This window comes from Escherichia sp. KTE31 (genome assembly GCF_000407925.1).
GTDB lineage: Bacteria > Pseudomonadota > Gammaproteobacteria > Enterobacterales > Enterobacteriaceae > Escherichia > Escherichia ruysiae.
The window spans coordinates 658,685-683,522 of record NZ_KE136723.1; the positions used below are offsets into that span (position 1 = coordinate 658,685).

The 24,838-nt window shown below is 49.6% G+C and carries 25 protein-coding genes and 2 pseudogenes; 6 read left to right on the forward strand and 21 right to left on the reverse strand.

The window, feature by feature from the left end:
- Positions 1-3 precede the first annotated feature (3 nt).
- The 7 genes and pseudogenes from WES_RS10230 to hicA all read right to left on the reverse strand — a co-directional run bounded on the left by WES_RS10230 (position 4) and on the right by hicA (position 6,274).
- Positions 4-798 (reverse strand): ABC transporter permease, encoded by a 795-nt coding sequence (locus tag WES_RS10230; RefSeq protein ID WP_016158294.1) that lies wholly within the window; start codon positions 796-798, stop codon positions 4-6.
- Entirely contained in the window at positions 788-1,729 is a 942-nt protein-coding gene (locus tag WES_RS10225; RefSeq protein ID WP_001251309.1) for an ABC transporter permease, read from the reverse strand. Before WES_RS10225 ends, WES_RS10230 begins: the two co-directional genes overlap by 11 nt.
- Positions 1,730-2,744: pseudogene (locus tag WES_RS0121430) on the reverse strand (ABC transporter ATP-binding protein). It lies immediately after the preceding gene.
- Between the two features lie 17 nt (positions 2,745-2,761).
- On the reverse strand, positions 2,762-3,907 hold the full coding sequence (gene ydcS, locus WES_RS10220; RefSeq protein WP_016235210.1) for a putative ABC transporter substrate-binding protein YdcS: 1,146 nt from the start codon (positions 3,905-3,907) through the stop codon (positions 2,762-2,764).
- Positions 3,908-4,148: 241 nt separating this feature from the next.
- Positions 4,149-5,558, reverse strand: coding sequence for an aminotransferase-like domain-containing protein (locus tag WES_RS10215; RefSeq protein ID WP_016158299.1), 1,410 nt, complete (start codon positions 5,556-5,558; stop codon positions 4,149-4,151).
- Between the two features lie 78 nt (positions 5,559-5,636).
- Positions 5,637-6,053 (reverse strand): type II toxin-antitoxin system antitoxin HicB, encoded by a 417-nt coding sequence (hicB, locus tag WES_RS10210; protein WP_077637347.1) that lies wholly within the window; start codon positions 6,051-6,053, stop codon positions 5,637-5,639.
- Positions 6,054-6,097: 44 nt separating this feature from the next.
- Entirely contained in the window at positions 6,098-6,274 is a 177-nt protein-coding gene (gene hicA, locus WES_RS10205; RefSeq protein ID WP_000812246.1) for a type II toxin-antitoxin system mRNA interferase toxin HicA, read from the reverse strand.
- 221 nt (positions 6,275-6,495) lie between these two features.
- Between hicA and WES_RS0121435 the strand changes: the two genes are divergently transcribed.
- Positions 6,496-6,726 (forward strand): YncJ family protein, encoded by a 231-nt coding sequence (locus WES_RS0121435; RefSeq protein ID WP_016158301.1) that lies wholly within the window; start codon positions 6,496-6,498, stop codon positions 6,724-6,726.
- A 93-nt stretch (positions 6,727-6,819) separates the two neighbouring features.
- On the opposite strand, the gene rlhA is transcribed toward WES_RS0121435, so the two are convergent.
- Positions 6,820-8,781 (reverse strand): 23S rRNA 5-hydroxycytidine C2501 synthase, encoded by a 1,962-nt coding sequence (gene rlhA, locus WES_RS10200; RefSeq protein ID WP_016158302.1) that lies wholly within the window; start codon positions 8,779-8,781, stop codon positions 6,820-6,822.
- A gap of 72 nt (positions 8,782-8,853) precedes the next feature.
- The gene (locus WES_RS10195) at positions 8,854-9,390 is read right to left on the reverse strand and encodes a helix-turn-helix domain-containing protein (RefSeq protein WP_016158303.1); all 537 of its coding nucleotides are present in this window, start codon (positions 9,388-9,390) and stop codon (positions 8,854-8,856) included.
- Positions 9,391-9,442: 52 nt separating this feature from the next.
- Between WES_RS10195 and ydcO the strand changes: the two genes are divergently transcribed.
- Positions 9,443-10,654 carry a BenE family transporter YdcO gene (gene ydcO, locus WES_RS10190; RefSeq protein ID WP_071990634.1) on the forward strand — a complete coding sequence of 404 codons (1,212 nt, stop codon included), beginning with the start codon at positions 9,443-9,445 and terminating at the stop codon, positions 10,652-10,654.
- Between the two features lie 34 nt (positions 10,655-10,688).
- Here the strand turns inward: ydcO and WES_RS10185 are convergent, their stop codons facing one another.
- The 3 genes from WES_RS10185 to tehA all read right to left on the reverse strand — a co-directional run bounded on the left by WES_RS10185 (position 10,689) and on the right by tehA (position 13,223).
- Positions 10,689-11,357, reverse strand: a complete 669-nt coding sequence (locus WES_RS10185; RefSeq protein WP_001261028.1) for a DUF3313 domain-containing protein — start codon at positions 11,355-11,357, stop codon at positions 10,689-10,691.
- 283 nt (positions 11,358-11,640) lie between these two features.
- Positions 11,641-12,234, reverse strand: a complete 594-nt coding sequence (gene tehB / locus WES_RS10180) for a tellurite resistance methyltransferase TehB (protein ID WP_000586747.1) — start codon at positions 12,232-12,234, stop codon at positions 11,641-11,643.
- Complete coding sequence (gene tehA / locus WES_RS10175) at positions 12,231-13,223, reverse strand: dicarboxylate transporter/tellurite-resistance protein TehA (RefSeq protein ID WP_001190281.1); 993 nt, start codon at positions 13,221-13,223, stop codon at positions 12,231-12,233. Before tehA ends, tehB begins: the two co-directional genes overlap by 4 nt.
- Positions 13,224-13,346: 123 nt before the next feature.
- Here tehA and ydcK point away from each other — a divergent pair, with 123 nt between their 5' ends.
- On the forward strand, positions 13,347-14,327 hold the full coding sequence (ydcK, locus tag WES_RS10170; RefSeq protein WP_016235211.1) for a YdcK family protein: 981 nt from the start codon (positions 13,347-13,349) through the stop codon (positions 14,325-14,327).
- On the opposite strand, the gene rimL is transcribed toward ydcK, so the two are convergent.
- The 4 genes from rimL to WES_RS10150 form a co-directional block, all read right to left on the reverse strand.
- Complete coding sequence (gene rimL / locus WES_RS10165; RefSeq protein WP_016158310.1) at positions 14,322-14,858, reverse strand: 50S ribosomal protein L7/L12-serine acetyltransferase; 537 nt, start codon at positions 14,856-14,858, stop codon at positions 14,322-14,324. The two genes, ydcK and rimL, sit on opposite strands and share 6 nt — an antisense overlap.
- Positions 14,859-14,920: 62 nt before the next feature.
- Positions 14,921-15,145: an HP1242/YdcH family protein gene (locus tag WES_RS10160; RefSeq protein ID WP_010351400.1), complete on the reverse strand. Its 225-nt coding sequence runs from the start codon at positions 15,143-15,145 to the stop codon at positions 14,921-14,923.
- 141 nt (positions 15,146-15,286) lie between these two features.
- Positions 15,287-16,942, reverse strand: coding sequence for a glucan biosynthesis protein OpgD (gene opgD / locus WES_RS10155; protein ID WP_071990632.1), 1,656 nt, complete (start codon positions 16,940-16,942; stop codon positions 15,287-15,289).
- Positions 16,943-17,166: 224 nt separating this feature from the next.
- On the reverse strand, positions 17,167-18,510 hold the full coding sequence (locus WES_RS10150; protein ID WP_000013826.1) for a 2-oxoadipate dioxygenase/decarboxylase HglS: 1,344 nt from the start codon (positions 18,508-18,510) through the stop codon (positions 17,167-17,169).
- Between the two features lie 216 nt (positions 18,511-18,726).
- On the opposite strand from WES_RS10150, the gene WES_RS10145 reads away from it, so the two are divergent.
- Positions 18,727-19,650, forward strand: coding sequence for a LysR substrate-binding domain-containing protein (locus tag WES_RS10145; RefSeq protein WP_000414571.1), 924 nt, complete (start codon positions 18,727-18,729; stop codon positions 19,648-19,650).
- A gap of 37 nt (positions 19,651-19,687) precedes the next feature.
- On the opposite strand, the gene WES_RS10140 is transcribed toward WES_RS10145, so the two are convergent.
- Positions 19,688-21,328 carry a methyl-accepting chemotaxis protein gene (locus WES_RS10140; protein ID WP_000557616.1) on the reverse strand — a complete coding sequence of 547 codons (1,641 nt, stop codon included), beginning with the start codon at positions 21,326-21,328 and terminating at the stop codon, positions 19,688-19,690.
- Positions 21,329-21,728: 400 nt separating this feature from the next.
- Here WES_RS10140 and WES_RS0121440 point away from each other — a divergent pair, with 400 nt between their 5' ends.
- On the forward strand, positions 21,729-21,878 hold the full coding sequence (locus tag WES_RS0121440; protein WP_024165206.1) for a type I toxin-antitoxin system Hok/Gef family toxin: 150 nt from the start codon (positions 21,729-21,731) through the stop codon (positions 21,876-21,878).
- A 72-nt stretch (positions 21,879-21,950) separates the two neighbouring features.
- On the opposite strand, the gene WES_RS10135 is transcribed toward WES_RS0121440, so the two are convergent.
- On the reverse strand, positions 21,951-22,124 hold the full coding sequence (locus tag WES_RS10135) for a YdcA family protein (RefSeq protein ID WP_000712683.1): 174 nt from the start codon (positions 22,122-22,124) through the stop codon (positions 21,951-21,953).
- Between the two features lie 273 nt (positions 22,125-22,397).
- Positions 22,398-22,928: a cytochrome b561 gene (gene cybB / locus WES_RS10130; protein WP_016158315.1), complete on the reverse strand. Its 531-nt coding sequence runs from the start codon at positions 22,926-22,928 to the stop codon at positions 22,398-22,400.
- Between the two features lie 188 nt (positions 22,929-23,116).
- On the opposite strand from cybB, the gene gap reads away from it, so the two are divergent.
- Positions 23,117-24,118, forward strand: coding sequence for a type I glyceraldehyde-3-phosphate dehydrogenase (gene gap, locus WES_RS10125; RefSeq protein ID WP_000048677.1), 1,002 nt, complete (start codon positions 23,117-23,119; stop codon positions 24,116-24,118).
- A gap of 95 nt (positions 24,119-24,213) precedes the next feature.
- Here gap and WES_RS22700 read toward each other — a convergent pair.
- Both WES_RS22700 and WES_RS10120 read right to left on the reverse strand, forming a co-directional pair.
- Positions 24,214-24,458: pseudogene (locus WES_RS22700) on the reverse strand (aldehyde dehydrogenase family protein); the annotation flags it as partial.
- A 68-nt stretch (positions 24,459-24,526) separates the two neighbouring features.
- Positions 24,527-24,838 (reverse strand): DUF2931 family protein (locus WES_RS10120; protein ID WP_016235213.1); only part of this gene is annotated, 312 nt, incomplete at its 5' end.

Here is a 24,838-nt window from a genome sequence, read left to right on the forward strand (position 1 = left end):
TGGTTATTGACCATTGTCGCCTTCGCGGGTTAGCCACCAGGCTCCCAGGATCGGCAAGGTTGTTACCAACATAACCAGCAGTGCCACCACGTTGGTTACCGGTACATCACGCGGTCGCCCAAGCTGATTGAGTAACCACAGTGGTAACGTTCGTTCATGACCTGCCGTAAAAGTCGTAACGATGATTTCATCGAACGACAAGGCAAATGCCAGCATTCCTCCTGCCAGTAGCGCCGAACTGAGATTCGGCAACACCACGTAGCGGAAGGTTTGCCAGCCATTGGCCCCAAGATCCATTGACGCCTCTACCTGACTCCACGAGGTACGGCGAAAACGGGCGATGACATTGTTAAACACCACCACTACGCAAAAAGTCGCATGACCGACTACGATGGTGAAAAACCCTGGCTCCAGATTGATAGTTTTAAACGCGGTTAATAACGCCAGGCCTGTGACAATGCCCGGCAACGCAATAGGCAGCAGCAGTAACAGCGAAATGGCGTTTTTGCCGAAAAAGTCTCGTCGCCAGAGCGCGGCGGCTGCCAGCGTCCCTAACACCAGCGCGATCAATGTCGCCAGCGTCGCCACTTTAAGTGACAGTGTCACGGCATCAAGAATATCACTGCGCTGTGCCGCCACGCTAAACCAGTGCAGCGTCAAACCTTGCGGTGGAAAACTAAACGCCGCATCTTCAGTGTTAAAAGCATAGGCCGCGATAATCAGGATGGGAAAATGGAGGAAAACCACGCCGCCCCAGGCCGCCAGTTTGAGGAAAAACGGTGCGCGTTCAGAGTGCATCGAACGCTCCCAGACGTTTCACGAACGCCAGGTACAGTGCGATCAAAACAATCGGCACCAGGGTGAACGCTGCTGCCATCGGCATATTGCCAATCGCGCCTTGCTGCGAGTAAACCATGTTGCCAATAAAATACCCTGGCGGACCAACCAGTTGCGGGACAATAAAATCGCCCAGCGTTAGCGAGAAGGTAAAAATAGACCCGGCTGCAATGCCAGGGATCGCCAGCGGCAACACCACATAGCGAAAGGTTTGCCGTGGACGTGCGCCTAAATCCGCTGAGGCTTGCAAAAGTGACGAGGGCAAACGCTCCAGCGCCGCCTGTACCGGCAGGATCATGAACGGTAGCCAGATATAGAGAAACACCAGAAAGCGCCCAAGCCCGGAAGTTGACAGCGTATTACCACCCACCGCCGGTAGCGTGAGGAACGCAGTTAATAACGGTTCCAACCCCAAATGCTGTAAAAACCACTGCGCCACACCATCTTTCGCCAGCAATAGCGTCCAGGCATAGGCTTTGACAATGTAGCTCGCCCACATCGGCAACATTACTGCGATGTAAAAAAACGCTTTCATCTTACCGCTGGTGTAGCGCGCCATATACCACGCCATTGGAAACGCCAGAAAAGCACTGGCGATGGTCACAGCAACTGCCATGGTTAACGTGCGCAGAATGATGTCGTAATTGGCCGGATTAAACAGCGCGCGGATATTCGCCAGCGTCAGTTCCGGTGTTACCGACATGGTGAAATCATCAAAGGTATAAAAGCCCTGCCATAACAGCGTCAACAACGAACCGAAATAGACGATGCCAAACCACATCAACGGGCCAAGCAGCAGCAAAAACAGCCCCAGCCCCGGATTCCGCCAGAAGAAACCGGACACCTTGCCCAGACCTGGACGTGAAGGTGATTGCAATACGTTCATCGCCATTCACCTCTCCTCAACCAGCGGCACCATCACATCGCGCGCCCAGGAAACCATCACCTGTTGTCCTGGAGTAAGCGTAGCGGGGAGCTCTTCCCCCGTCATATTGGCCTGACTAACCAGCAGTTTTTCACCGCCGCTCAGTGTCAGTTCAAAACGGGTCGCCGCGCCCTGATACTGCACCGCCTGGATCGTGCCATTAGCCTGCACTTCGCCAGATGTATTGAGGCGAATATGTTCCGGGCGCAATGCGAAGCTCCCCATCATTCCGCAAAGTTTCTCTGCCATCAGCGCATCAAAAACATTTGATGTCCCAACGAATCCGGCAACAAACGGCGTGCGCGGGCGCATATAGAGATCACGTGGTGAATCGACCTGCTCAATGCGACCGTTGTTGAATACCGCAACACGATCGGACATTGATAAAGCCTCGCCCTGATCGTGGGTAACGAAGATAAACGTAATGCCGAGAGACTGTTGCAGCTTTTTCAGCTCAAGCTGCATTTGCTCACGCAACTTGAGATCCAGCGCGCCGAGTGGTTCATCCAGCAATAATACGCGCGGTTCATTCACTAACGCTCTGGCGATAGCAACCCGCTGGCGCTGGCCTCCAGAAAGTTGTGATGGCTTACGTTGCTGAACAAAACCCAGCGCCACTTTTTCCAGCGCCTCTTGCGCCATGATGTAACGCTGTTTTTTCTCCACACCTTTGACCATCAGCCCGTAGGCCACATTATCGAGAATCGACATATGGGGAAACAGCGCATAGTCCTGGAAAACGGTATTAACATCCCGCTCCCACGGTGGCAGATTGCTGGCGGGTTTACCAAAGAATAGCGATCGCCCCGCCGGAAAGCTGTTCGAATCCGGCAATCAGGCGCAGGCAGGTCGTTTTGCCGGAGCCGGACGGCCCCAGCATTGAAAAGAACTCACCATCTTTTATCGCAATACTGACGCCATCTACCGCGCGCACGTCACCGTACAACCGCGAGACGTTGTCAAACTCCACTGCGTACGTCATAAAACACCTCAGCGAAGTTAGCGACCGCCCATAATGGCAATGTAATCCTGCGTCCAGCGACTGTAGGGAACAAACTTGCCCCCTTCTGCTATAGGCGTTTTCCAGAAGGCGATTTTATCGAAATAGTTAAAACCGTTGGTCTCACAGCCTTTTTCGCCTAATAACGGACTGGCTTTACATCCTTCCGGCACTACCGGCAACGAGCCAAACCAGGCCGCCACATCGCCCTGCACTTTTGGCGTTAATGACCAGTTCATCCATTTGTAGGCGCAAACCGGATGTTTCGCTTCGCTATGCAACATGGTGGTGTCGGCCCAGCCGGTAACGCCCTCTTTCGGGAATACGGTAGCGATCGGTTGGCCTTCGGCTTTCAACGCGTTGGCCTGATAGGGCCAGGCACTGGAAGCCACGACACCCTCGTTTTTGAAATCGCTCATTTGTACGGTGGTGTCATGCCAGTAGCGATGGATTAACCCATGCTGATCGCGCAGCACTTTCAGCACCGCCTGATACTGTTCTTCGGTGAGTTGATACGGATCGCTGATGCCCAACTGCGGCTGAGTGGCTTTAACGAACAACGCAGCGTCCGCAATGTAGATAGGGCCATCATAAGCCTGAACGCGGCCTTTATTGCTCTTGCCGTCCTGCAGATTTTGTTCAACAAAAACCACTTGCCAGCTATCCGGCGGCGTCGGGAAGGTTTTAGTGTTGTACATCAGCAGGTTCGGCCCCCATTGGTAAGGTGTGCCGTAAACTTTGCCGCCAACGTTAAACCAGTCGCCTTTAACCACGCGCGGATCGAGCGTTTTCCAGTTGGGAATCAAGGCGGTATTAATCGGCTGCACACGTTTACCCATAATCAAACGCAGCGAGGCATCGCCGGACGCCGTAACCAGATCGTAACCCCCTTTGGCCATCAGACTGACCATTTCATCGGAAGTCGCGGCGGTTTTCACATTCACCGCGCAACCTGTCTCTTTTTCGAATTGCGTTACCCAGTCGTATTGTTTATCGGTTTGTCCGCGTTCGATATATCCCGGCCAGGCGATTATATCCAGGCGCCCTTCCGATTTATCTAAATTGGTGGGGGGCTCGGCGGCGTGGGCAGTCATTATTGTCATGGTGAGCGCACACAGGCTGCTGCGGGCAAATGTCTTGCTCATAAGGTCTTACTCCTGTCGTAATTAATTGTTCAGCCGCCGTGCCGTAAAAATATCTCCTTGTTTAACCATAGACGGCGGCTTGCAGGCACACCTTCGCCCCTGAGAAAATTTAATCAGGTTGTGAGCTAACGCGCATTATGCCGTCTGTGAAGCTATCTTCTGGAGTATAGACAAGGGGTTACGAAATATGGCTTCTATTCGAAATTCATATTACCCAACCTGAGAGGAATTAAATTGAAAGCTACTTAAGATGTTCTTGAATAAGTTTGCCTAATTCTTTTACTGCCTGCTCTTCACGCTCTCCCCATTGCCACGCGGTATTAAAACGGAAAAAACGCGACCAGCGTTCGCCAGTAGAAAACATTTTACCCGGCGCAATACTGATGTGATGCGCCAGTGCCGCCAGACTTAATTCTCCCGCATCTAACGGTTCGGGAAGTTCCAGCCAGAGAAAATAACCACTGTCGTTATGGTGTATTTTCACTTCCGCAGGCAGGTAACGCAGCAGCGCCTGCCAGGCGCGTTGTTTGCGTTCCGCGAGCTGACGACGTAGACGACGCAGATGCGCATCATAGCGGCGTGTAGAAAGGTAATCCACCAGGGCAAGCTGCATCGGTGAACTGGTGGAAAGTGTACTCATCAACTGCAAACGTTGGATTTTACGCGCATGTTTTCCTGCGGCGACCCAACCGATGCGAAAACCTGGCACCAGGCATTTGGAGAATGATGAACAATGCAGCACGCCATCGTGGCGATCCCACGCTTTTGCGGGCAGCGGTTTTTCCCGTCCGAAGTAAAGTTCGCTGTAGACGTCATCTTCAATTAGCATCACGTTGTACTGACTAAGGAGTTCTACCAGCTGTGCTTTTTTCTGTAGCGTTAAGGTAAAACCGAGCGGGTTCTGGCTGTTGGTCATTAACCAGCACGCTTTCACTGGATACTCTTGTAACGCCAGTTCAAGCGCCTGAAGGTCGATCCCTTCGTTAACATCCGTCGCCACCGATAACGCCTTCAGCCTTAGCCGCTCCAGCGCCTGTAACGCACCGTAGAAACAAGGATTCTCGACAATCACCCAGTCACCCGGTTCGGTTACCGCTTGTAAACTGAGATTTAGTGCTTCCAGCGCCCCGGCGGTGATGACGATCTCATCGGGCGAAATTGTGATGCCCTGTAGAGCATAGCGACGAGCAATAGCCTGCCGCAGTTCTGCGTTTCCTGGCGGTAAGTTTTCAATCACGCTCATCGCCGTTGCGGTTTTGCTTACCTGGGCCAGGGAGCGATTAAGTTGTTGAAGCGGAAACAAGCGCGGATCGGGAAAAGCGGACGCAAACGGCACCACTGAAGGATCGCGACTGGCCTGCAACATGTCAAAAATATAGGTATTGATATCGACCGTTTCATCACGTGTGACCGGAATGACTGGCGCTTTCGGCAATTTTAATGCCTGTGGCGCAACGTAATAACCCGACTGCGGTCGCGCGATAATATGTCCCTGACTTTCGAGCAACTGATAGGCATGGCTGACGGTCATAAAGCTCATGCCAGAAAGCGCCACCTGTTCACGCAACGAAGGCAAACGATCGCCGGGTTGCCAGATGCCCGACACAATTTGCTCGCGTAATTGTTCTGCCAGTTGCTGGTATTTTTTCATTATCGGATCGTTTTTATGTGCAGATGATCCGGCAGTCTATATCAGTTGTTAAAAATGACAACTTTTCGTTAACTGTAATTAAACCATCACCAGCGATAACTCTTTGCCCAGAGCTTTAGCCGCAAGCTGGACGGCGTCGATTTTTGTCGCATGGTGCAAATCAAACAAGCGGGTGATCTCCTGCTTAGGTTTACCAATTCGCTTCGCCAGCTCTTGCTGGGTGATTTCTGACTGCAAAAAAGCATTTAGCAGCAATATCTTAGAGGCGACGCTTAAAGGTACTTCAATAAAGTGATCGTTATTATTTAATGGCGAAGGTAACGGGATAAGCTCGTTGTCTTCAAAATAAAAATCAAATGCGGTGATTAAGGCATATTTTGCTGCCTCCATCGCTTCAGCGACTGTTTCTCCCTGAGTCAACGCTTCAGGAATATCCACAAAAGAAACCACATAACCGCCTTCCGGCGCGGGTGTAAGAGTGACGGGATAACGCATAATTTCGACTGTCTCTCGCATGTCATTAACCTTTTAACTGGCGATTAACTCAAACCGAGTTGTTTCAGAATGGCTTTACGCAATGGTTCTTTGATCTCATCGCTTGGGTGACGCGGCATGACACTGCGCCTCCCGCGAAACCGGAGTTTCAAATGGTTGCTGCCATTCGCCACATCGACGCCCTGAGATTCGAGCCAACGTCTGAACTCGTTTTGTTTCACATCGCCTCCCTGCCGCTGAGTATATCAACAAAGTAAACATTATTGTTTACCTCCGTGTGTAATTTGCTCGAAAATAGCACTTAATCGCCGCAACGGCAGAATGCGATGCAAAATCAGGAAGGCTGATTCCAGAATTTCTTTGCGCTAATTTGCAAAACTGAATAATAACCTCAAGAAACTATCGGCATCATAGCGGCAAAAGGTAAGAAAAAGGTGTCGGGATGTTTACGAAGGCGTTATCGGTTGTCTTATTAACGTGTGCGCTGTTCTCTGGACAGTTGATGGCAGGACACAAAGGACATGAATTTTTGTGGGTAAAAAATGTGGATCATCAACTGCGTCATGAAGCGGACAGTGATGAATTGCGCGCCATTGCGGAAGAATCAGCAGAAGGTTTGCGCGAGCATTTTTACTGGCAAAAGTCACGCAAACCAGAAGCGGGACAGCGTTGAGTCGTTTGTTGCCGGATACGGTATGAACGCCTTACCCGGCCTGTAATATCTGCAAATTCAATAAGTTGCGAAAAGGCCTGAAAACTTGCATTTTTACCCTTTTCGCTTCGGCAATGTTTTCATCAGTTCATCCGGGCTTACGGAGGCGACAACACTCCCTGGTAACGGCATTTTCAGAATGTGATTTTTGATTTTGCCGATAACGTGCATCTCACACGGGCGGCAATCAAACTTCAGCGTTAACACTTCATCACCGTTAACCAGCTGCATTGGCGTTGCTTTCCAGCTTTTGATATTGCCTTTCGCCTGCTTCGGACACAGATTGAAGGCAAAGCGCAGACAGTGCTTGGTGATCATTACCGGCACTTCGCCCTTCTCTTCATGCGCTTCATAGGCAGCATCAATCAGTTGCACACCATAGCGATGATAAAATTCACGCGCTTTCTGGTTGTAAACGTTCGCGAGGAAACTCAAATGCGTTTGCGGATAAACTGGCGCAGGGTCAGCAACCGGTTTACGACTACCGCGCTGATAACTGGCAAGACGCGCAGCATCCAGCATTTCAGCAGCCTCACGGCGGAACTGATTTAACAGACTGTTTGGCACAAACAGCGCACCCGGCAAGTTAATTTGTACATTACGAGCGTAATAGATAGTCTGCCCCAGCTTCGACAATCCTTCGGTCAGATTGTTGAGTGCTTTTTCGGCATTATTCGCCTCGTCGAACTGCCCGTCCAGGGTATGCGTGAGACTGACGCCCTCTTCGCTGGTCAGAGTCAGAATCAATTGTTCCTGCCAGCCGCCCAGTTCAATGTCTACCGCCACCCGACGTTCGCTGGAGGTTTTGGTCAGCGCCTGCTGCCAGTTATGGTCCAGGTTGCGATTAAGCGGATGGTGTGGGCGAATTTTGTGCAGCTCCGCTGGCATCTCATTTGGCCAGACGCGGTACTGATTTTCCCCGGTTTTTTCTACCGTATTGGCGCGAAAACCGACGACTTCACGTTTAATCATCACGTTCAGGCCATCACCGTTAGCCAGTGGTTCGGTCACCTCAACATCAAGATGATCTTTCGCCACTTTCAATACTTCACCCACCGGCAGGCCGATAAATTTCGGTGAATCGAACGCGCCAATATCGCCTTTACGCGCGTTAACAAAGTAGTCTGTACTGCCACGATGGAAGGTTTTTTCCGTCGACGGAACAAAGAAATGTTCAGTACGACCGGATGAAGCTCGCGCCAGATCGCCACGTTCTTCAATAATGGCATCCAGCATCTGGCGATAATGCGCGGTGATATTCTTCACGTAGCTCATATCTTTGTAACGCCCTTCAATCTTGAAGGAACGCACACCTGCATCAATCAACGCGCCCAGGTTGGCAGTCTGATCGTTATCTTTCATCGACAGCAGATGTTTTTCATAGGAAACCACCCGCCCCTGATCGTCTTTCAACGTATATGGCAAACGGCACGCCTGGGAGCAATCACCACGGTTGGCGCTACGCCCTGTTTGCGCATGAGAAATGTAGCACTGACCGGAATATGCCACGCACAGTGCACCATGAATAAAGAACTCAATGGTCGCGTCCGTGGCCTGATGAATCGCGCGGATCTGCTCCAGATTAAGCTCACGCGCCAGCACAATCTGCGTAAAACCGACGTCCGAAAGAAACTTCGCTTTCTCTACAGTGCGAATATCACACTGCGTACTGGCGTGTAGTTCAATCGGCGGAATATCAAGTTCCAGAATCCCCATATCCTGAACGATCAGTGCATCAACGCCTGTCTGGTAAAGGTCGGTAATCAGTCGCTGCGCCGGTTCCAGTTCATCGTCATGCAAAATGGTGTTAAGCGTGACGAAAATTTTTGCACCATAACGATGGGCAAATGGCACCAGCCCGGCAATATCTTTCAGGCTATTACTGGCATTATGACGGGCACCAAAACCAGGGCCGCCGATATAAACAGCATCGGCACCGTGCAAAATAGCTTCGCGGGCAATGGCGGCATCGCGTGCCGGACTTAACAGTTCAAGGCGATGAGAAGATACGGTCACATTCTTATCCAGTAGCTGAAAAATGGCGGCTATTTTAGCCACAAGCGCGACGTTGCGAAATAGTTTTCCCGCTTAACTGCGTGGGTAATGAATGAGGGAATGAAAATGTACGGCTTGCTTGCCGCCATTACCATAGATATGCATGACGTCGGCAGCAAAACGAGCACCTTCTCCGCAATTAAGGCTACGCCATTTACCATCAACGCACAGATCTAGCTGCCCATCAATGACGACAACATGCTCAATTACCCCCTTTTCGTGCGGCGTCGATTCGCTTATTGCACCGGGTGCCATCTGAATCGAGAAGTGTTCAAAGCAAAGTTGCGGATCATAAGGAAACAGCGAAGTGATCACCATTGCCTGCTGTTGTGGATCATAAACTGATGGCGTGACGGTCTGTGGCGGCGAAATAAATGTCGAAAATGGCACGTTCATCCCGGTGGCAATTTTCCATAATGTCGCGACCGTCGGGCTGGATTCATTGCGCTCGATCTGCCCTAACATCGCTTTAGAAACGCCCGTGGCTTCTGCCAGTCGCGAAAGACTCCAGCCTCGCTGCTGACGAAGATGTTTTAGCGTGGCGGATAAATAGTGAGCGAGATTTTCCATGCGAGTCCTCCTGCAAAACAGGAGTTTATCACTTGTGCGTTATAACGGACAAATGATACGGTGCCTGTACGCTATAACGCACGAGGTGATTATGCGTCTGTTTTCTATTCCCCCACCCACGCTACTGGCGGGGTTTCTGGCGGTATTGATTGGCTACGCCAGTTCAGCAGCAATAATCTGGCAAGCGGCGATCGTCGCCGGAGCAACCACTACACAAATCTCCGGCTGGATGACGGCGCTGGGACTGGCAATGGGCGTCAGTACGCTGGCTCTGACATTATGGTATCGCGTGCCTGTTCTCACCGCCTGGTCAACGCCTGGCGCGGCGTTGTTAGTCACCGGTTTACAGGGATTAACGCTCGGCGAAGCCATCGGCGTTTTTATAGTCACTAATGCATTAATTGTCCTCTGCGGCATAACGGGACTCTTTGCTCGTCTGATGCGCATTATTCCGCACTCGCTTGCAGCAGCAATGCTTGCCGGGATTTTATTACGCTTTGGTTTACAAGCGTTTGCCAGTCTGGATGGTCAGTTTACGTTGTGTGGCAGTATGTTGCTGGTGTGGCTGGCGACGAAAGCCTTTGCGCCACGCTATGCGGTGATCGCCGCGATGATTGTTGGGATCGTGATTGTTATCGCAAAAGGTGACGTTGTCACAACTGACGTTATCTTTAAACCCGTTCTCCCTGCTTATATCGCCCCTGATTTTTCGTTTGCTCATAGCCTTAGCGTTGCCTTGCCTCTGTTTCTGGTGACGATGGCGTCGCAAAACGCACCGGGTATTGCGGCAATGAAAGCGGCCGGGTATTCGGCTCCGGTTTCGCCACTGATTGTATTCACTGGGTTGCTGGCGCTGGTTTTTTCCCCTTTTGGGGTTTATTCCGTCGGTATTGCGGCAATTACTGCCGCTATTTGCCAAAGCCCGGAAGCGCATCCGGACAAAGATCAGCGTTGGTTGGCTGCCGCCGTTGCGGGCGTCTTTTATTTGCTTGCGGGTCTGTTTGGTAGCGCCATTACCGGAATGATGGCAGCCCTACCGGTTAGCTGGATCCAGATGCTGGCTGGTCTGGCGCTGTTAAGCACCATTGGCGGTAGTTTGTATCAGGCGCTACATAATGAGCGTGAGCGCGACGCTGCTGTGGTGGCATTTCTGGTAACAGCGAGCGGGCTGACATTGGTTGGGATTGGTTCGGCGTTTTGGGGATTAATTGCCGGCGGCGTCTGTTACGTGGTGTTGAATTTAATTGCTGACAGAAACCGATAATAAGAAGCGCCATCTTACGATGGCGCGGCTGGCATTACTTTTTGTTAACGTCAAACATGGTGGCATCGGTCGCCATGTCATCAATAACTTGCTTAATGTTTTCAAAAGCCATTGGCGTACTTTCGTTATTCAGATCTTTACCTTCGCCCTGACGAACGACTTTGATAACAGGTTTATTGGTAGCCGCATCAATCAGTTCACCTTCAAAGTACAGGCGGGTATCCATGGTACGGTGACCGGTTGCCATTTGTGTTCCCGCTACCACTAATGCAACAGGAACCACTTCATAGAATTGCAGCCCTTCTTTGCTTGTATCAACACCGGTAATGGCACCACGGAAAATCAGACTACGCGGGCCAGCGGTAGTCACCAGTGGTTTACGCTGCGCAATCGCTTCTTTCATTTCGGTATTGGTATAACTCAAAATTCTATCCAGCACTTTCTGCCCTACCTGAGTAGAAGGTTTTGGCACCGGATAATAAGTGATTGGATTCCAGACAATACTGTCATATTTACTTTGGTCGAAATCAGGGGAAACCCAGCGTAAAACGGGTTTACCTGTTGCCGATGTTGTTTCTTGAAGATCAGAGTAATTCTTTAAAAAGCCAGAGTATTTATCCGGCTGGGTGATTTTAGAGGCACAGCCGGACAGAGCCAACAAGCCGCATAAAGCTGCAACTTTCGCAATTGATGTGGTACGCATGAATAGTTTCCTGAGATGATTATATTACTTTTTAAGTTATAGCAAAAAGCACCGCTTCGTGTTGTGGCAAAAAAAGTGTTGGCAGAAATAAATTTATCGGCCCCTTTTTCGACAATATAGTCAATGCTGAAAAAGGAGCTGAGTCAATCATCATTGATTTATTTTCAGAGACTTGAGGCGATAAAAAAGCACATCCGCTGTGACTTATTTCACATCATCCTGCTAAAAAATATGCTTACCGAATAGATCAACAGGCAAACTTCTTACGTTGATCCTTTTCAGGTCATTTTTTACGTGCCAGCATAGTCGCGAAACGCAGTTTAATACGATTACCGTTGGCATCGGTGCGGTGTAATTCACCGACATCTTCATTGTATTTCAAGAAATCCCAGCCTTCATAATAACGATGTAGCTCTCCTTCTTTGAAGGCAAACGGAAAGCCGACGGTACATGGAAAATCAGCGGTATCCATCGCCGCCACAATCAGATTGTAACCGCCAGGTTTAGTGCAACGTTGCATATTGCCAATCAGCCCTGGGATGGTTTTCGCCTCCAGGAACATCAGCACCACAGTAGAAAGAATAAAATCGTACTGTCCATCAAACGTGAGGCTATTCAGATCGACAACCTGAGTACGTAAATTTTCCAGATTTTCAATGGCTTTAATGCGCTCAACGTTGGCAATACTCATGGCATTTTTATCCCATGCGTCCACATCATAACCATTGGCTGCAAGGTAAAGACTGTTACGTCCATTGCCACAGCCCAAGTCCAGCGTTTTCCCCGGTTTAACGATTTTCACAGCTTCCAGAACTTCGGAGTGTGTGCGGGTGAGTTCGTATTTGTTAGTAAAGTAGTTTTCGTCACGAATGATCATTCTCTGTCCTCGGATTTCATTAAAACGGCGCGCTCAGTTCTGATTAACAATTTTCCCTGCATCAGAAGCGCGAAAGTACGGATGAGCAATAATGCAATAATAAAATTGGTAAAGATAAACAGCGGCACCGCCAGTGTATGGAAAAAGCCATTATCGCTGCCGCTTCCCAGATGCAAACCGGTGGTTGCCAGCGCAGAAACACCGAACGAAAAACTCCAGAATGAGGCATTAAACGGCTGTGAGAGATACCACGGCATCAGGCGCAGCATAAACAGCAATTGCAGCAGCCCATAGCCAAAGAGCATTTTCGCCAGCGTGTCACCCTCGCCGCCATTGACGCTCAACCAGGCGCTACAAGCCACCAGCGCAGGGGCAAGCTGAATGCCGAGCGATGTCCGCAGCGCCGTGGGTAATTCTCCCGAACTGCGCAGTCGTTGAAGGATCACCGGTTCAAGGCTTAACCAGGAGAAGACGCCAGCCCCTAAAAATACCAGTCCGGCATCGGTATAACCCAGCGCACCGCAGGCCATCGCGCTGATAAAGTTATTGGCAACCGTCGGCAAATAAAGCCCCGGTGTCGTCGCTTCTTCAGGGTGAGAACCGCGCCATAATCCGGCAGTTTGCCAGGCGGCGTAAACCAGTTGAATCACTACCCCAACGCTGAACAGACACACTGCCAGCGGGCGATACCACGGCACAAAACCAATTGCCACCAGCATCGTCGTCGCCGGAAACAAACTAACAAAACTGCTCATCACCGGATGGCGCACTTCCGCCAGCACGCTGTGCGGAAAGCGCATAAGTCGGGTAATAAATGCGGTGGTCAATAATCCCCAGATGACCATCGCCAGAATCACCAGCCCATCCCCCAACCAGTGACTGACCTGCCAAACCTGGCTGGCATAGCGCCAGGCAAATCCCATCCCTATCGTCCCCAACACAATGCCAAAATAACCTGCCGGTAAATTGAGCACTTTATCGCTCTGCATCTTCTTACTCATTTTGTTTAATTTATAAAGTATATTTGAAATGCATTTTATGGAAATTTCTCAAGCATAGCCAGAGCCGCAGAATTTGCTACGGTTATAGTAAGTCACCTGCGGGAAAAAGTTATGCGCAAATATCGTCTAAGTGAAGAGCAACGAGCCTTTAGTTATCAAGAAGATGGCCTCAAAAAAAGTGTGCTATTACGGCAGATTATTGCCATAGCCGATTTTAACGATGTGATAGCAGGAACGGCTGGTGGTTGGATCGATAGCGAAACTGTGCTGGCGCAGGAAGGAAATTGCTGGATTTACGACCAGAATGCCCTCGCGTTCGACGGAACGGTTGTTTCCGGTAATACGCGCATCACCGGGACCAGCGTGCTATGGGGAGAGGTTTGCGCGACGGATAACACCTGGATCGATAATAGTGAAATCAGCCAGGGCGTTCATATAAGTGACAGTGTCACCATTCGTGATTCATTAGTTTGCGGTCAGTGTAGAATTTTTGGTCAGGCCTGTATCGATCAACATTCAATGATCGTCGCCGCACAAGGGTTAACGCCCGACCACCATCTTCTGCTGCAAATTTATGACCGAGCCAGCGTCAGCGCCTCGCGCGTTGTCCATCAGGCGCAAATTTATGGCGATGCCGTCGTCCGCCATGCTTTTATTGAGCATCGTGCCGAAGTTTTTGATTTTGCGCGTATTGAAGGTAATGAAGAAAATAACGTCTGGCTGTGTGACTGTGCGAAAGTCTACGGTCACGCACGTGTGATTGCCGGAACTGAAGAAGATGCGATTCCAACAATTCATTACAGTTCTCAGGTGGCGGAATATGCCATTGTAGAAGGCAATTGCGTGTTAAAACATCATGTTCTGATTGGCGGAAATGCCGTTGTGCGTGGCGGCCCGGTTCTGCTCGACGAGCACGTTATAATACAAGGTGAGAGCCGTATTGCAGGTGCGGTAATGATTGAAAACCATGTCGAGGTAACCGACCACGCCGTCGTTGAAGCCTTTGATGGCGACACGATTCATGTCCGTGGTCCAAAAGTCATTAATGGCGAGGAACGTATTACGCGAACGCCTCTGGCAGGGTTATTATGATTCGATAATGCGCGCGTATAAGTTCACATCATCATAAGCATCATTAAGGAACTCAGCCTGTTTCAGGCAACCTTCGAGGATAAAACCATTGCGCAAGGCAACCTGGTTGCTTTGCGGATTGTCCACCCGACATTTGATCACGAAGCGTCTAAGTTCACCAGACTGGGCGTAATGGTGAATCAATGCCTGTAGCGCCTGAGAAATGATCCCCTGCCCCTGATGGAATTCGTCCAGCCAGTAGCCGATTTCAGCGGTTTTATTCAGCGGTTCAATTCGATTAAACGATATAACGCCGACGAGTTCATTTTCTTTAAAAATCATAAACATTTTGGCATAGCCGCGTTGATGCAGCATCACATTCCCCTGCACCGTTTTTCGCGTGTCCTCTTCGCTGAGAACAAACTGCGGCCAGTTTAGCGACTGCTGTAACCAGTTTTTATTTTTACAGGTTAACTGATAAAGGGGTGTGACGTGACTTTCTGCAACGGCATGTAATTCAAGTGAGTCGCTTACTTTTATCGTTTCAGTCATCTTATCTCCAGTCACTCTTTGCAGTCGTTAAAAAAGCCGCCTGCCAGGCGGCTCAGCAAAGTTTACACCTCTTTGACGCTCTCCTGTTGCAGGATTTTAAGCATCTCATCCTTCATTTGTAATTTCTGTTTTTTCATGCGGGCGACTTCCGCATTGTATCCTCGACCGTCAGAACCTTCCTTTCTGGCAATTTCATGATCAAGTTTATTGTGTTTATCGAACAAGGACATAAAGCGAGGATTTTCGTTTTTCAGACGGGATATTAAATCTCGATATTCTGGAAACATACGCACTCCCTGTTAGTGGCTGACAACATGTATATGAAATATACAACATCAGATTACCCATTTAACTTGAGGAAAAATGCGAGCGGGATCGTGTTTAACCAGACGGCACCCTCCCGAAAGAAGGTGCCGAAAAAATGACGCTTAGTTCATCACGCGATCGTCAACATACTGGCGCTTATCCGGTGCTGGAGGAAAATACTGATACAACCATGTTTCACTGATAGCATCGCCCTGGCAGCGCAAATACATACGCATATCGACCGGATCAGTTGAATCCGAAGTCGGATACCAGTCAAACTGAATACGGTAACCATCAATCGGCTCAATGTAGAGAATTTCTATTTGTTTCGCTTCACCACTGGAAAGTGTGATAACAGGCTCAATCCCTTTCGGCGCAGCAGCTTTCAGATCACCACCGACAAAATCGACGGCAAAACGACGAGCCCATTTTTCCGGATAATGCTCACCTGGCGCCCAGCCTTCAGGGAAGCCCCCCATGCCAGTACGCGTCGCCAGGACTCGTGCTAATGGACAATGAACGGGAGGTTGCGCACTCCAGTAAAGGCGATACTGAAACGCCAGTTCGTCGCCCGCTTTGACTGCTTTTTCTGGTTGCCAGAAACAAACAATATTATCCAGCGTTTCGCCGGTCGTCGGGATCTCCATCAAACCGATAGTGCCCTTACCCCACTTGTTACGCGGTTCCACCCACAGACTTGGGCGTTTGTTATACCAACCCATAATGTCCTGATAATGGGAGAAATCACGATCCAGCTGCAACAAGCCAAACCCTTTTGGATTGTTATCGGTATAGGCATTGAACTGCAATTTCTGCGGATTATTCAGCGGACGGCAGATCCACTCGCCATTGCCCCGCCACATGGAAAGACGGTCGGAATCATGGATTTGCGGATGAATAGTGTCGCACATACGACGTTCGTTAGTCCCGCAACTGAACATACTGGTCATCGGCGCGATGCCCAGCTGTTTAATGTCTTTACGCGCATACAGGTGATTCTCGACATCCATAATCACCTGATTCTTCTCACAGTGGATGGTGAACTTGTAAGCACCAGTAATGCTGGCACTATCGAGCAACGCATAAACGGTAAAAGTGGTCGCGCCAGGTTTTACCGTATCGAACCAGAAGGCGGTAAAGTCGGGAAACTCTTCTTTGCTGTCGGTGTAAGTGTCGATCGCCAGACCACGCGCCGATAAACCGTATTGATAAGTGTCATCAACGGCACGGAAATAGCTGGCACCGAGGAAAGAAACCACGTCACGGCGCGCCAGTTCCGGGGCTTTAAACACACGGAACCCCGCAAAACCGAGATCGCTTTGCCCTTCTAATTGTTTGGTATCAACACCCGCATCGTTGTATTTGAACAACTCCGGACGGAAGTGTATTTCGCGCGCCAGATGTGTTGCTGGATCAACAGAGAACATGCGAACACGGCGACGGAATCCCATCCCCATATGGAAGAACTGAGCGTCCAGCTGGCGGTTCTCAACGTTATGCCAGAGTGATTTTTCGGCATCATACTGAATGCTGTTATAAGCCTGCGGCGTCATCGTCGCCAGCGTATCGGGTAACGGACGCGGCGCACCACGCCACGCTGTTTGCGCTAAGTCGTGCGCCATCGACTGTAAAACAGAGAAGTCAAAACGCTGGGTTTGCCCGTCGGCAATGTCAGATTCTGCTGCGAACGCAGCCTGAGAAAAAAGAGAAGCAATGCCGCTAGTCCCGCACACGGCGGCCATAGCCATTGAACCTTTAATAAATCGTCTACGATCCATACCTGAAAGTGAGTCCTTCTGGTGTAGTGAATGGTCCCGCGCTGGTCGTATTCAGCGGCAAGAAAATGCTTATTAATGACCGCTCACTCTAGACAATATTTATTAATAATCCAATTGTTGAACTCAGAGAATATGCATAAATCGGCAATTTTTTTCTGTCGATGGGATGAGCCTGATTCGTTTGTAAAATCAGGCAAATTTTTGCAAAGTCGGTTGGACAGAATTTAAAGCAAACCACAGCGGCGTTTACTGCGTTCTTCCGCTTCCTGGTACAACTGAAACTCATCAAATACCGGACACCCCAGCGCCAGTTCAAAAGCCTCCCGGCTGGCATTACCGTGACTGCGCATTTGCGTTTCATTACCCAGATTCGACTGGAAGATCCCCGCAGCACTAACCGGCAGGAAATCCTCATAGGTAATAGGTTGCGCCACTACCCAACCACGTTCGATCAAAGGCTGTGGATCGTCACCGGGATGGATCGCCTGACGATGCGCCTCACCCGATGGCGTCAGGCGATAGCGAAACCATGCCAATCCCTGCTGGCGCATCAGAAATTCACTGTCCGGGAAGGCGCTGAAGGTTTCCTGCAAATGCAGTTGGTGAGTGAGATTATCCTGTCCGATTCCGGCGTTACGCAGAAGCTCATCATACAGTTGCCGTCCTTTCGGCGTTAATGCCACACCACGTTGCTCTATCTCACCAAAGCGTGCGGTATGTGTTCCCTGCTTTTGCCCTGCAAACAACACTGTCTCTTCCAGCGCCTTAAAACTGGTCTGGCGCAGTAAAATCGGCACCTCGCGGCGCGGCGGCCCTTCGATCAGAATTTTGGGTTCAATACCGCATTCGGGCATCATCGACTGCACCCGGTCAATGTCGAGCGTGCGTGGCGTCAGGTGGTTAATATGACAGCCAGGAAAACAGACCACATCAGCAATCAGTCGATGTTCGTTGTGCAACGCGCGATAGGTTTCTTCATCTACTGTTGCTGACTGATGCCAGCGAAACGTCTCCAGGGCTTCCTGCACAAACTCCCGCGCCTGAGCTTTGCTAAAGCCGCCCTCCTGATCATATACATCTAACAGTTGTCGACAACGCGGGGTAAAGATATCGCGCTGGTGTAAAATCTCCGCCGCCTTCTGGCGCAAGGTTTCGTTTTCGATGAGTTCAAGGCGAAGTAATGAGGTAAAAACCCGGAAAGGATTACGCGCCAGCGAGGCATCATCGATAGGACGAAATGCTGTGGAATGTACCGGCACGCCCGCCTGCGAGAGATCGTAATAACTGACCGGATACATCCCCATAATGGCAAATATCCGCCGTAGAGTGGCAAGCTCTTGTGCGGTGCCGACGCGAATCGCCCCATGACGTTCAACGTTAAGTCGCGCCAGTTCGTCCGCATTTACCATTTTTTCATGCAATTGGGGATTGTTTTCCAGCACAGACAGATTGACGTCAGCCACCAGTTCCAGCAGCGTACCGTACTGTGGAACTTCTTGCTGATACATGGCTGACATAGCCTGCGAAAACTGTTCCCGAATCTCATCCGCCGTGATGCTGTTCGCCATAATCTCTGCCTCCAGTGGTCAGTAATCTGGAGTGTAGGTAACCACATTTACTCTGGTGGGAAGAATTTACAAACTGTGATCTCCCCACGAAATCAGTAAAACCACGACTGGAAACGTAACAAAATTGCTTTATATGTTAATAATATTTTGCAATCAAGTTATCATAATCAAACAACTTCACTTGTCAGCGGCACCGCTTCGTTTTTAACATCGCTTATGGAAAAAAATAGTCTGTTTAGTCAGCGCATCCGTTTGCGCCACCTTCATACTTTCGTAGCTGTCGCACAACAAGGAACTTTGGGGCGCGCGGCTGAAACCCTTAATTTGAGTCAACCTGCGCTCTCTAAAACATTGAATGAACTTGAACAATTGACAGGCACCCGCTTATTTGACCGTGGACGTCAGGGCGCACAGCTTACCTTACCTGGCGAGCAATTTTTAACCCATGCAGTCAGAGTGCTTGACGCCATCAACACCGCAGGTCAGGCGCTTAATCGTAAAGAAGGGCTTAACAATGATGTTGTAAGGGTTGGTGCATTACCCACTGCTGCACTGGGGATCTTGCCTTCCGTTATTGGTCAGTTTCATCAGCAACAAAAAGAGACCACTCTGCAAGTTGCCACTATGAGTAACACCATGATTCTGGCAGGCTTAAAAACGGGGGAAATTGATATCGGTGTTGGTCGGATGTCAGATCCTGAACTGATGACCGGGCTTAATTACGAATTGCTGTTTCTCGAATCACTGAAACTGGTTGTCCGGCCTAACCACCCGCTTCTTCAGGAAAACGTGACGTTAAGTCGGGTACTGGAATGGCCGGTTGTCGTATCGCCAGAAGGCACTGCGCCCCGCCAACATTCAGATGCGTTAGTACAAAGCCAGGGCTGCAAAATTCCTTCGGGTTGTATTGAAACGCTTTCAGCATCGCTTTCGCGTCAGCTTACGGTTGAATATGACTATGTGTGGTTTGTCCCTTCTGGCGCTGTAAAAGACGACCTGCGTCATGCCACGCTGGTGGCGCTACCTGTTCCGGGACATGGCGCAGGCGAACCGATTGGAATACTGACCCGCGTAGATGCAACGCTCTCTTCCGGCTGTCAGCTAATGATTAACGCAATTCGGAAATCAATGCCGTTCTGAAAGGTGAAGGGATCTGACGATCCCTTCTTTGACATTATCACGCCGTTGCCAAACTAACCGAGCGCCCTGCCCCTCGTTGATTCGCAGGTAACGATTGTTTCTTCAGGCGGAATACATCCACAGCCTCAGTTAATCGTGCCGCCTGCTCTTCAAGAGACACTGCCGCTGCAGAGGCCTCTTCCACCAGAGAGGCATTCTGTTGCGTTACTTTATCCATTTCAGAAATCGCCTGGCTGACCTGCGTTATTCCCCTGCTTTGCTCATCGGAGGCAGCGGCAATTTCCTGCATGATATGTGTGACGCTCGCCACGGCATCCACAATGGCACTCATCGTTTTCCCGGCGGTTGTAACCTCATCTGACCCTTGCCCAATTAATCTGACTGATTCGCTAATCAAGCTTTCAATTTCTTTCGCCGCCTGGGCGCTGCGACTGGCAAGTGTACGCACTTCGCTGGCGACAACCGCAAATCCGCGACCTTGCTCACCAGCTCGCGCAGCTTCAACGGCGGCATTGAGCGCCAGAATATTTGTCTGGAAAGCAATACTATTGATCACGGCGGTAATTTCGGAAATTTTTTTCGAGCTACTGGAGATATCGCCCATCGTTTTCACCACGCCGGAGACTGTCTTCCCGCCATCGCTGGCTTTAACGGAAGCCTCTTGTGCCAGACGGCTCGCGTGGTGTGCATTGTCCGCATTCTGTTTCACCGTCGCGGTGAGTTGCTCCATGCTGGCAGCGGTTTGTTCAATCGCCGCCGCCTGTTCTTCCGTGCGCGAAGAAAGGTCAGCATTGCCAGCGGAGATTTCGCTGGTGCCGCGATAAATCTCCTCCGCCCCCTGGCGTACCGTCCCGACGGTCATCACCAGAGAATGCTGCATTTTCTGTAGATGACGACTTAATCGTCCTATTTCGCTGCGCCCCGTCGGTTCGTCGTTCATTGTCAGATCGCCACCGGCGATTTGTTCAATACGTTGCGCGGCATGTTGCAGAGGTCGAATCACAATCCGACGCAAAACGATGAAGGTCATCAGCGTCATGACCAGGGCAAGGATAAACGCACCAATCATAAACATCACACCCAGTCGAGTGCGCTGATGCGCCTGCTCCGCCAGGTGGTTCGCTCTGGCGCTACGTATTTCAACGGCTTTGTTTAATATATGGGTATAACTATTATCCAGCGTTCGGATCTGCTCACTTTCATGATTAATAATCGCTTCAAACATGCCGTTTTTGGCATATTTCAGCATAGGCAGGAGGCCAGTTATATAAGCCTGAAAACGTTGATTTAATTCAGCATCCAGAGCTTCATCTGCAGCCGTTTTCACCTGGCGATTCTGGTAAGTACGATAACCTTGCTGCGATTGTTTAATCTGCAATTCCGCTTGTGCAATATTTCGCTTCATCTCTTCCATTTCTGCGATACGGCTCGCCGCCCCGGCCTGAATCATATTGATGCGGGCTGAACGCAGATAATCAGAGCTATTTGCCAAACCGGTGCGAGTCTGGATCTCCGCAGTAGCGTCACGCTGATCGCGGTCAGCCTGCCAGAGAAAATACCCAGCCAGAGCTGAACTCAGGGCAAATAGAAGTAATATGCCGCCCAGAATACAGGCAAATAGCGGAACCAGCCTGATGTGATATAAAAAACCTAAGCGGTGTGAGGGTGTTGTATGCATGGCCGTTGTCTCTCTTCCAGATTTACTCCCGAGAGAGAATCATCGGCAATCGGTGGTAATTGCTTACTGCCAAAAACGTTTTCACTTCACATTTTTACAACATTTTATGCGTTAACAGATCATCGGGCGCCGCAATGAATAGGCTGGCGAATAAGGATGCTTTGTGAGGTGTATTGCGTGAAATTCTGGAAAGCGTTACGCACTTTCGTAAAGTGATTATTTTCCTGCTAAGAGAAACTGCATAGGATGATCGCGGGTGCCTGAGACTTTCTGTTTTCAGGCTAACCGGGAATCAGAAAGACGAAGGCCCCGACCGATATTTCTATCAACCGAGGCCGACGAATGAACCCAACAATTCAGATGTTAGCCTCTTACCCGCCATCCGGCAAGGAGAAAGGCTATGAAGCGCAACCCTCTGGTGGTGTGTCTGCTCATTATTTGTTTCACAATACTGGCATTCACACTTCTGACCCGACAAACGCTCTACGAACTGCGGTTCCGGGACGGTAATAAGGAGGTGGCGGCTCTCATGGCCTGTAAGTCCAGGTAAGGGCCAGCGCGGGGAGTTTTCCCCGCGCATCTGGATGGCGGGTTCATTTTCTCATGGCACCCCTTTTTCCTTTCAGTTAGTACATGTCTTTTTCGATGCGCTGATAGATCCATCGTTACAAACAAATTTGCCACCAGCAGTACAGTGGGATATTCCACCTTTTGCACCAGAACACGGCTTGCGCCCGGCATCGGCATAAAACGAAACAAGCATTCCCATAAACAAGATAAGTGCAAATTTTTTCATATAACCTCCATTGTTTACCAAATCTTATGTTCGGTATAAAAGTTATACGCTGGGTGGACTTGATTTCACTTAGCGAGATCAAAGATTGAGGAAAATGGATTTCAATCTTAACTGAAAGATAAATTGGTTAAATATGAACCAGATAAACACATAAAGGCTAATTATGGTTTTATTTGTCATACAAATAAATATAATAGATGCTTCCGATGTAGACCCGTATTCTTCGCCTGTACCACGGGTCTGGTTTAGTACAGGCGCTTTCTTTTATTGTCGTCAGGAACGCTTACGCGGCATCATGCGCAGAAGCGTGTTGTCCTTCCAGAAATAGTGGTGTGCCAATGCAGCAGCAGCATGTAGCCCGATAACGAAATATCCCAAATTTGCCAGCGTTTCATGCCATGACTTTAAAATATCCACCAGTTCGAAATTTGGCTCTGACGTGTAAGGCATCGTCACACCGAACGCAAACCAGGGATTGCCACGGTTATACATCATCACGATGCCAATCAGCGGCAGCGCGATAAACAGCAGGTAAATGATCAAATGCCCGAGATGCGCGAGCCCCGTTATCATCGGTTTCGGTTTAGGCACAATTGGCGGGGTTGGGTATTTCAGCCTTAGCACAAGACGAAGTACCATTAGTACGAGAATTGAAATGCCGCAGGAAACATGGATCATGTTGATGAGCGGCCGATCGCTACGTGGGAAAAAGCCACGAAACTCCATTGCACAATAGGCTGCAATAACCAGCAAAAAGACCAGCCAGTGAATGCCAATTTGTAACCTTGTGTATTTATTTTCCATAACATTTCCTGCTTTAAAACAATTTTCCGTTAACATAACCAGCTTTTCTTAAAATTTCATTAAATATTGTTCTCCCTTTTTCAGTACGTTACGTTTCGCTGCACGAATGTAGATTGCTCATCCCGCCATCCTGGTCTAATCCTGGAAAGGATCAATTTTCACCCAAGAGTTCCTTACAGGAGAAAACCATGAGTAAAGTTGGCATTAACGGTTTTGGTCGTATCGGTCGACTGGTGTTGCGTCGATTACTTGAGGTCAAAAGCAACATAGACGTTGTCGCTATTAATGATCTCACATCCCCGAAAATTCTCGCCTATCTGCTGAAACATGATTCAAACTACGGCCCGTTCCCCTGGAGCGTTGATTTCACTGAAGATTCACTTATCGTCGATGGGAAAAGCATTGCGGTTTACGCCGAAAAAGAGGCGAAAAATATTCCGTGGAAAGCGAAAGGTGCAGAAATCATTGTCGAATGTACAGGCTTTTATACCTCTGCTGAAAAATCGCAGGCGCATCTGGATGCTGGCGCCAGGAAAGTACTGATTTCCGCTCCTGCCGGTGAGATGAAAACTATCGTTTATAACGTCAATGACGACACTCTGGATGGTAACGACACCATTGTTTCTGTAGCGTCATGTACCACAAACTGTCTTGCGCCGATGGCCAAAGCCTTGCACGACAGTTTCGGAATAGAAGTTGGCACGATGACGACTATTCATGCCTATACCGGCACCCAGTCACTGGTGGATGGTCCGCGTGGTAAAGATCTACGCGCTTCACGTGCGGCGGCAGAAAATATCATTCCCCACACCACTGGCGCGGCAAAAGCCATTGGCCTGGTGATCCCGGAACTGAGCGGCAAACTGAAAGGCCATGCGCAACGCGTACCCGTGAAAACAGGTTCGGTCACCGAACTGGTGTCTATTCTCGGGAAAAAAGTCACTGCCGAAGAGGTGAACAACGCGCTTAAAAAAGCGACAAACAATAACGAGTCATTTGGTTATACCGATGAAGAAATAGTCTCTTCCGATATCATTGGCAGCCATTTCGGTTCGGTGTTTGATGCCACGCAAACGGAAATTACCGCCGTGGGCGATTTACAACTGGTGAAAACAGTCGCCTGGTACGATAACGAATATGGGTTTGTTACCCAGCTTATTCGCACTCTCGAAAAATTCGCCAAACTCTGACAGATACAGGCGGAGAAAAATGCCTCCGCCTGTTTTACACATTATGACTGTAAATAGACTACCTGGGTTTGAAGGTACTCATGCAAGCCATGTTTACCGGTCACTAGAGCAGGCGACATTTTGTGGGCAATCAATAAGGAAGAACGGGAAGTTCCACGGCAGAATACCAGTGGTCACGCCAAGAGCACGTTTAAACAGAAGAATATGATCGCTTTGAATAATTTTTCCCTCATAACGCCGCGCCCACTTCGATTTCAGCCAATTGCTGGATCTTGCCCCCTTACTCGACAATCAGCGTACTGATTTCACTGGCACGTTCGCGGTATTGAAGTTTAACCCGTCAAAACAATCAGATTGATGCTCAAAAGGATCTCAAGAAGATCCTTTTGAGTTTTCTCATCGTTATGCCTACCAGTTGCCATATGGATAGTGCTTTCCCTTGATAAAATCGCGGATAAAGGGGGCGTAACCGTTAGCCTTGATGTAACTGAAATCAATCTGGTTGGGAATGTTTTTGCATATCAGCATATCATCCCCCGTCAGGGTAAACTGTCTGGCTGGTTGCTGGAGTACGGATGGGTTCCCGTTATCCTCAAGCCAGACCCGTACAGTACCGCCTGGAGCCAGACCAACAGCCATTCGCTTCCGGTAGTAAGGTTTACCTGGATGATACGGATCAGGATATGCCGTAGCCATCTGCTGCCACGTCTCCCGGCTGAA

What these genes read in the sequence shown, in the direction of transcription:
- WES_RS10230 (WP_016158294.1), bottom strand. Translation starts at nt 798, where the DNA reads ATGCACTCTGAACGCGCACCGTTTTTCCTCAAACTGGCGGCCTGGGGC.
- WES_RS10225 (WP_001251309.1), bottom strand. Translation starts at nt 1,729, where the DNA reads ATGGCGATGAACGTATTGCAATCACCTTCACGTCCAGGTCTGGGCAAG.
- ydcS (WP_016235210.1), bottom strand. Translation starts at nt 3,907, where the DNA reads ATGAGCAAGACATTTGCCCGCAGCAGCCTGTGTGCGCTCACCATGACA.
- WES_RS10215 (WP_016158299.1), bottom strand. Translation starts at nt 5,558, where the DNA reads ATGAAAAAATACCAGCAACTGGCAGAACAATTACGCGAGCAAATTGTG.
- hicB (WP_077637347.1), bottom strand. Translation starts at nt 6,053, where the DNA reads ATGCGTTATCCCGTCACTCTTACACCCGCGCCGGAAGGCGGTTATGTG.
- WES_RS0121435 (WP_016158301.1), top strand. Translation starts at nt 6,496, where the DNA reads ATGTTTACGAAGGCGTTATCGGTTGTCTTATTAACGTGTGCGCTGTTC.
- WES_RS10195 (WP_016158303.1), bottom strand. Translation starts at nt 9,390, where the DNA reads ATGGAAAATCTCGCTCACTATTTATCCGCCACGCTAAAACATCTTCGT.
- ydcO (WP_071990634.1), top strand. Translation starts at nt 9,443, where the DNA reads ATGATACGGTGCCTGTACGCTATAACGCACGAGGTGATTATGCGTCTG.
- WES_RS10185 (WP_001261028.1), bottom strand. Translation starts at nt 11,357, where the DNA reads ATGCGTACCACATCAATTGCGAAAGTTGCAGCTTTATGCGGCTTGTTG.
- tehB (WP_000586747.1), bottom strand. Translation starts at nt 12,234, where the DNA reads ATGATCATTCGTGACGAAAACTACTTTACTAACAAATACGAACTCACC.
- tehA (WP_001190281.1), bottom strand. Translation starts at nt 13,223, where the DNA reads ATGCAGAGCGATAAAGTGCTCAATTTACCGGCAGGTTATTTTGGCATT.
- ydcK (WP_016235211.1), top strand. Translation starts at nt 13,347, where the DNA reads ATGCGCAAATATCGTCTAAGTGAAGAGCAACGAGCCTTTAGTTATCAA.
- rimL (WP_016158310.1), bottom strand. Translation starts at nt 14,858, where the DNA reads ATGACTGAAACGATAAAAGTAAGCGACTCACTTGAATTACATGCCGTT.
- WES_RS10160 (WP_010351400.1), bottom strand. Translation starts at nt 15,145, where the DNA reads ATGTTTCCAGAATATCGAGATTTAATATCCCGTCTGAAAAACGAAAAT.
- opgD (WP_071990632.1), bottom strand. Translation starts at nt 16,942, where the DNA reads ATGGATCGTAGACGATTTATTAAAGGTTCAATGGCTATGGCCGCCGTG.
- WES_RS10150 (WP_000013826.1), bottom strand. Translation starts at nt 18,510, where the DNA reads ATGGCGAACAGCATCACGGCGGATGAGATTCGGGAACAGTTTTCGCAG.
- WES_RS10145 (WP_000414571.1), top strand. Translation starts at nt 18,727, where the DNA reads ATGGAAAAAAATAGTCTGTTTAGTCAGCGCATCCGTTTGCGCCACCTT.
- WES_RS10140 (WP_000557616.1), bottom strand. Translation starts at nt 21,328, where the DNA reads ATGCATACAACACCCTCACACCGCTTAGGTTTTTTATATCACATCAGG.
- WES_RS0121440 (WP_024165206.1), top strand. Translation starts at nt 21,729, where the DNA reads ATGAAGCGCAACCCTCTGGTGGTGTGTCTGCTCATTATTTGTTTCACA.
- WES_RS10135 (WP_000712683.1), bottom strand. Translation starts at nt 22,124, where the DNA reads ATGAAAAAATTTGCACTTATCTTGTTTATGGGAATGCTTGTTTCGTTT.
- cybB (WP_016158315.1), bottom strand. Translation starts at nt 22,928, where the DNA reads ATGGAAAATAAATACACAAGGTTACAAATTGGCATTCACTGGCTGGTC.
- gap (WP_000048677.1), top strand. Translation starts at nt 23,117, where the DNA reads ATGAGTAAAGTTGGCATTAACGGTTTTGGTCGTATCGGTCGACTGGTG.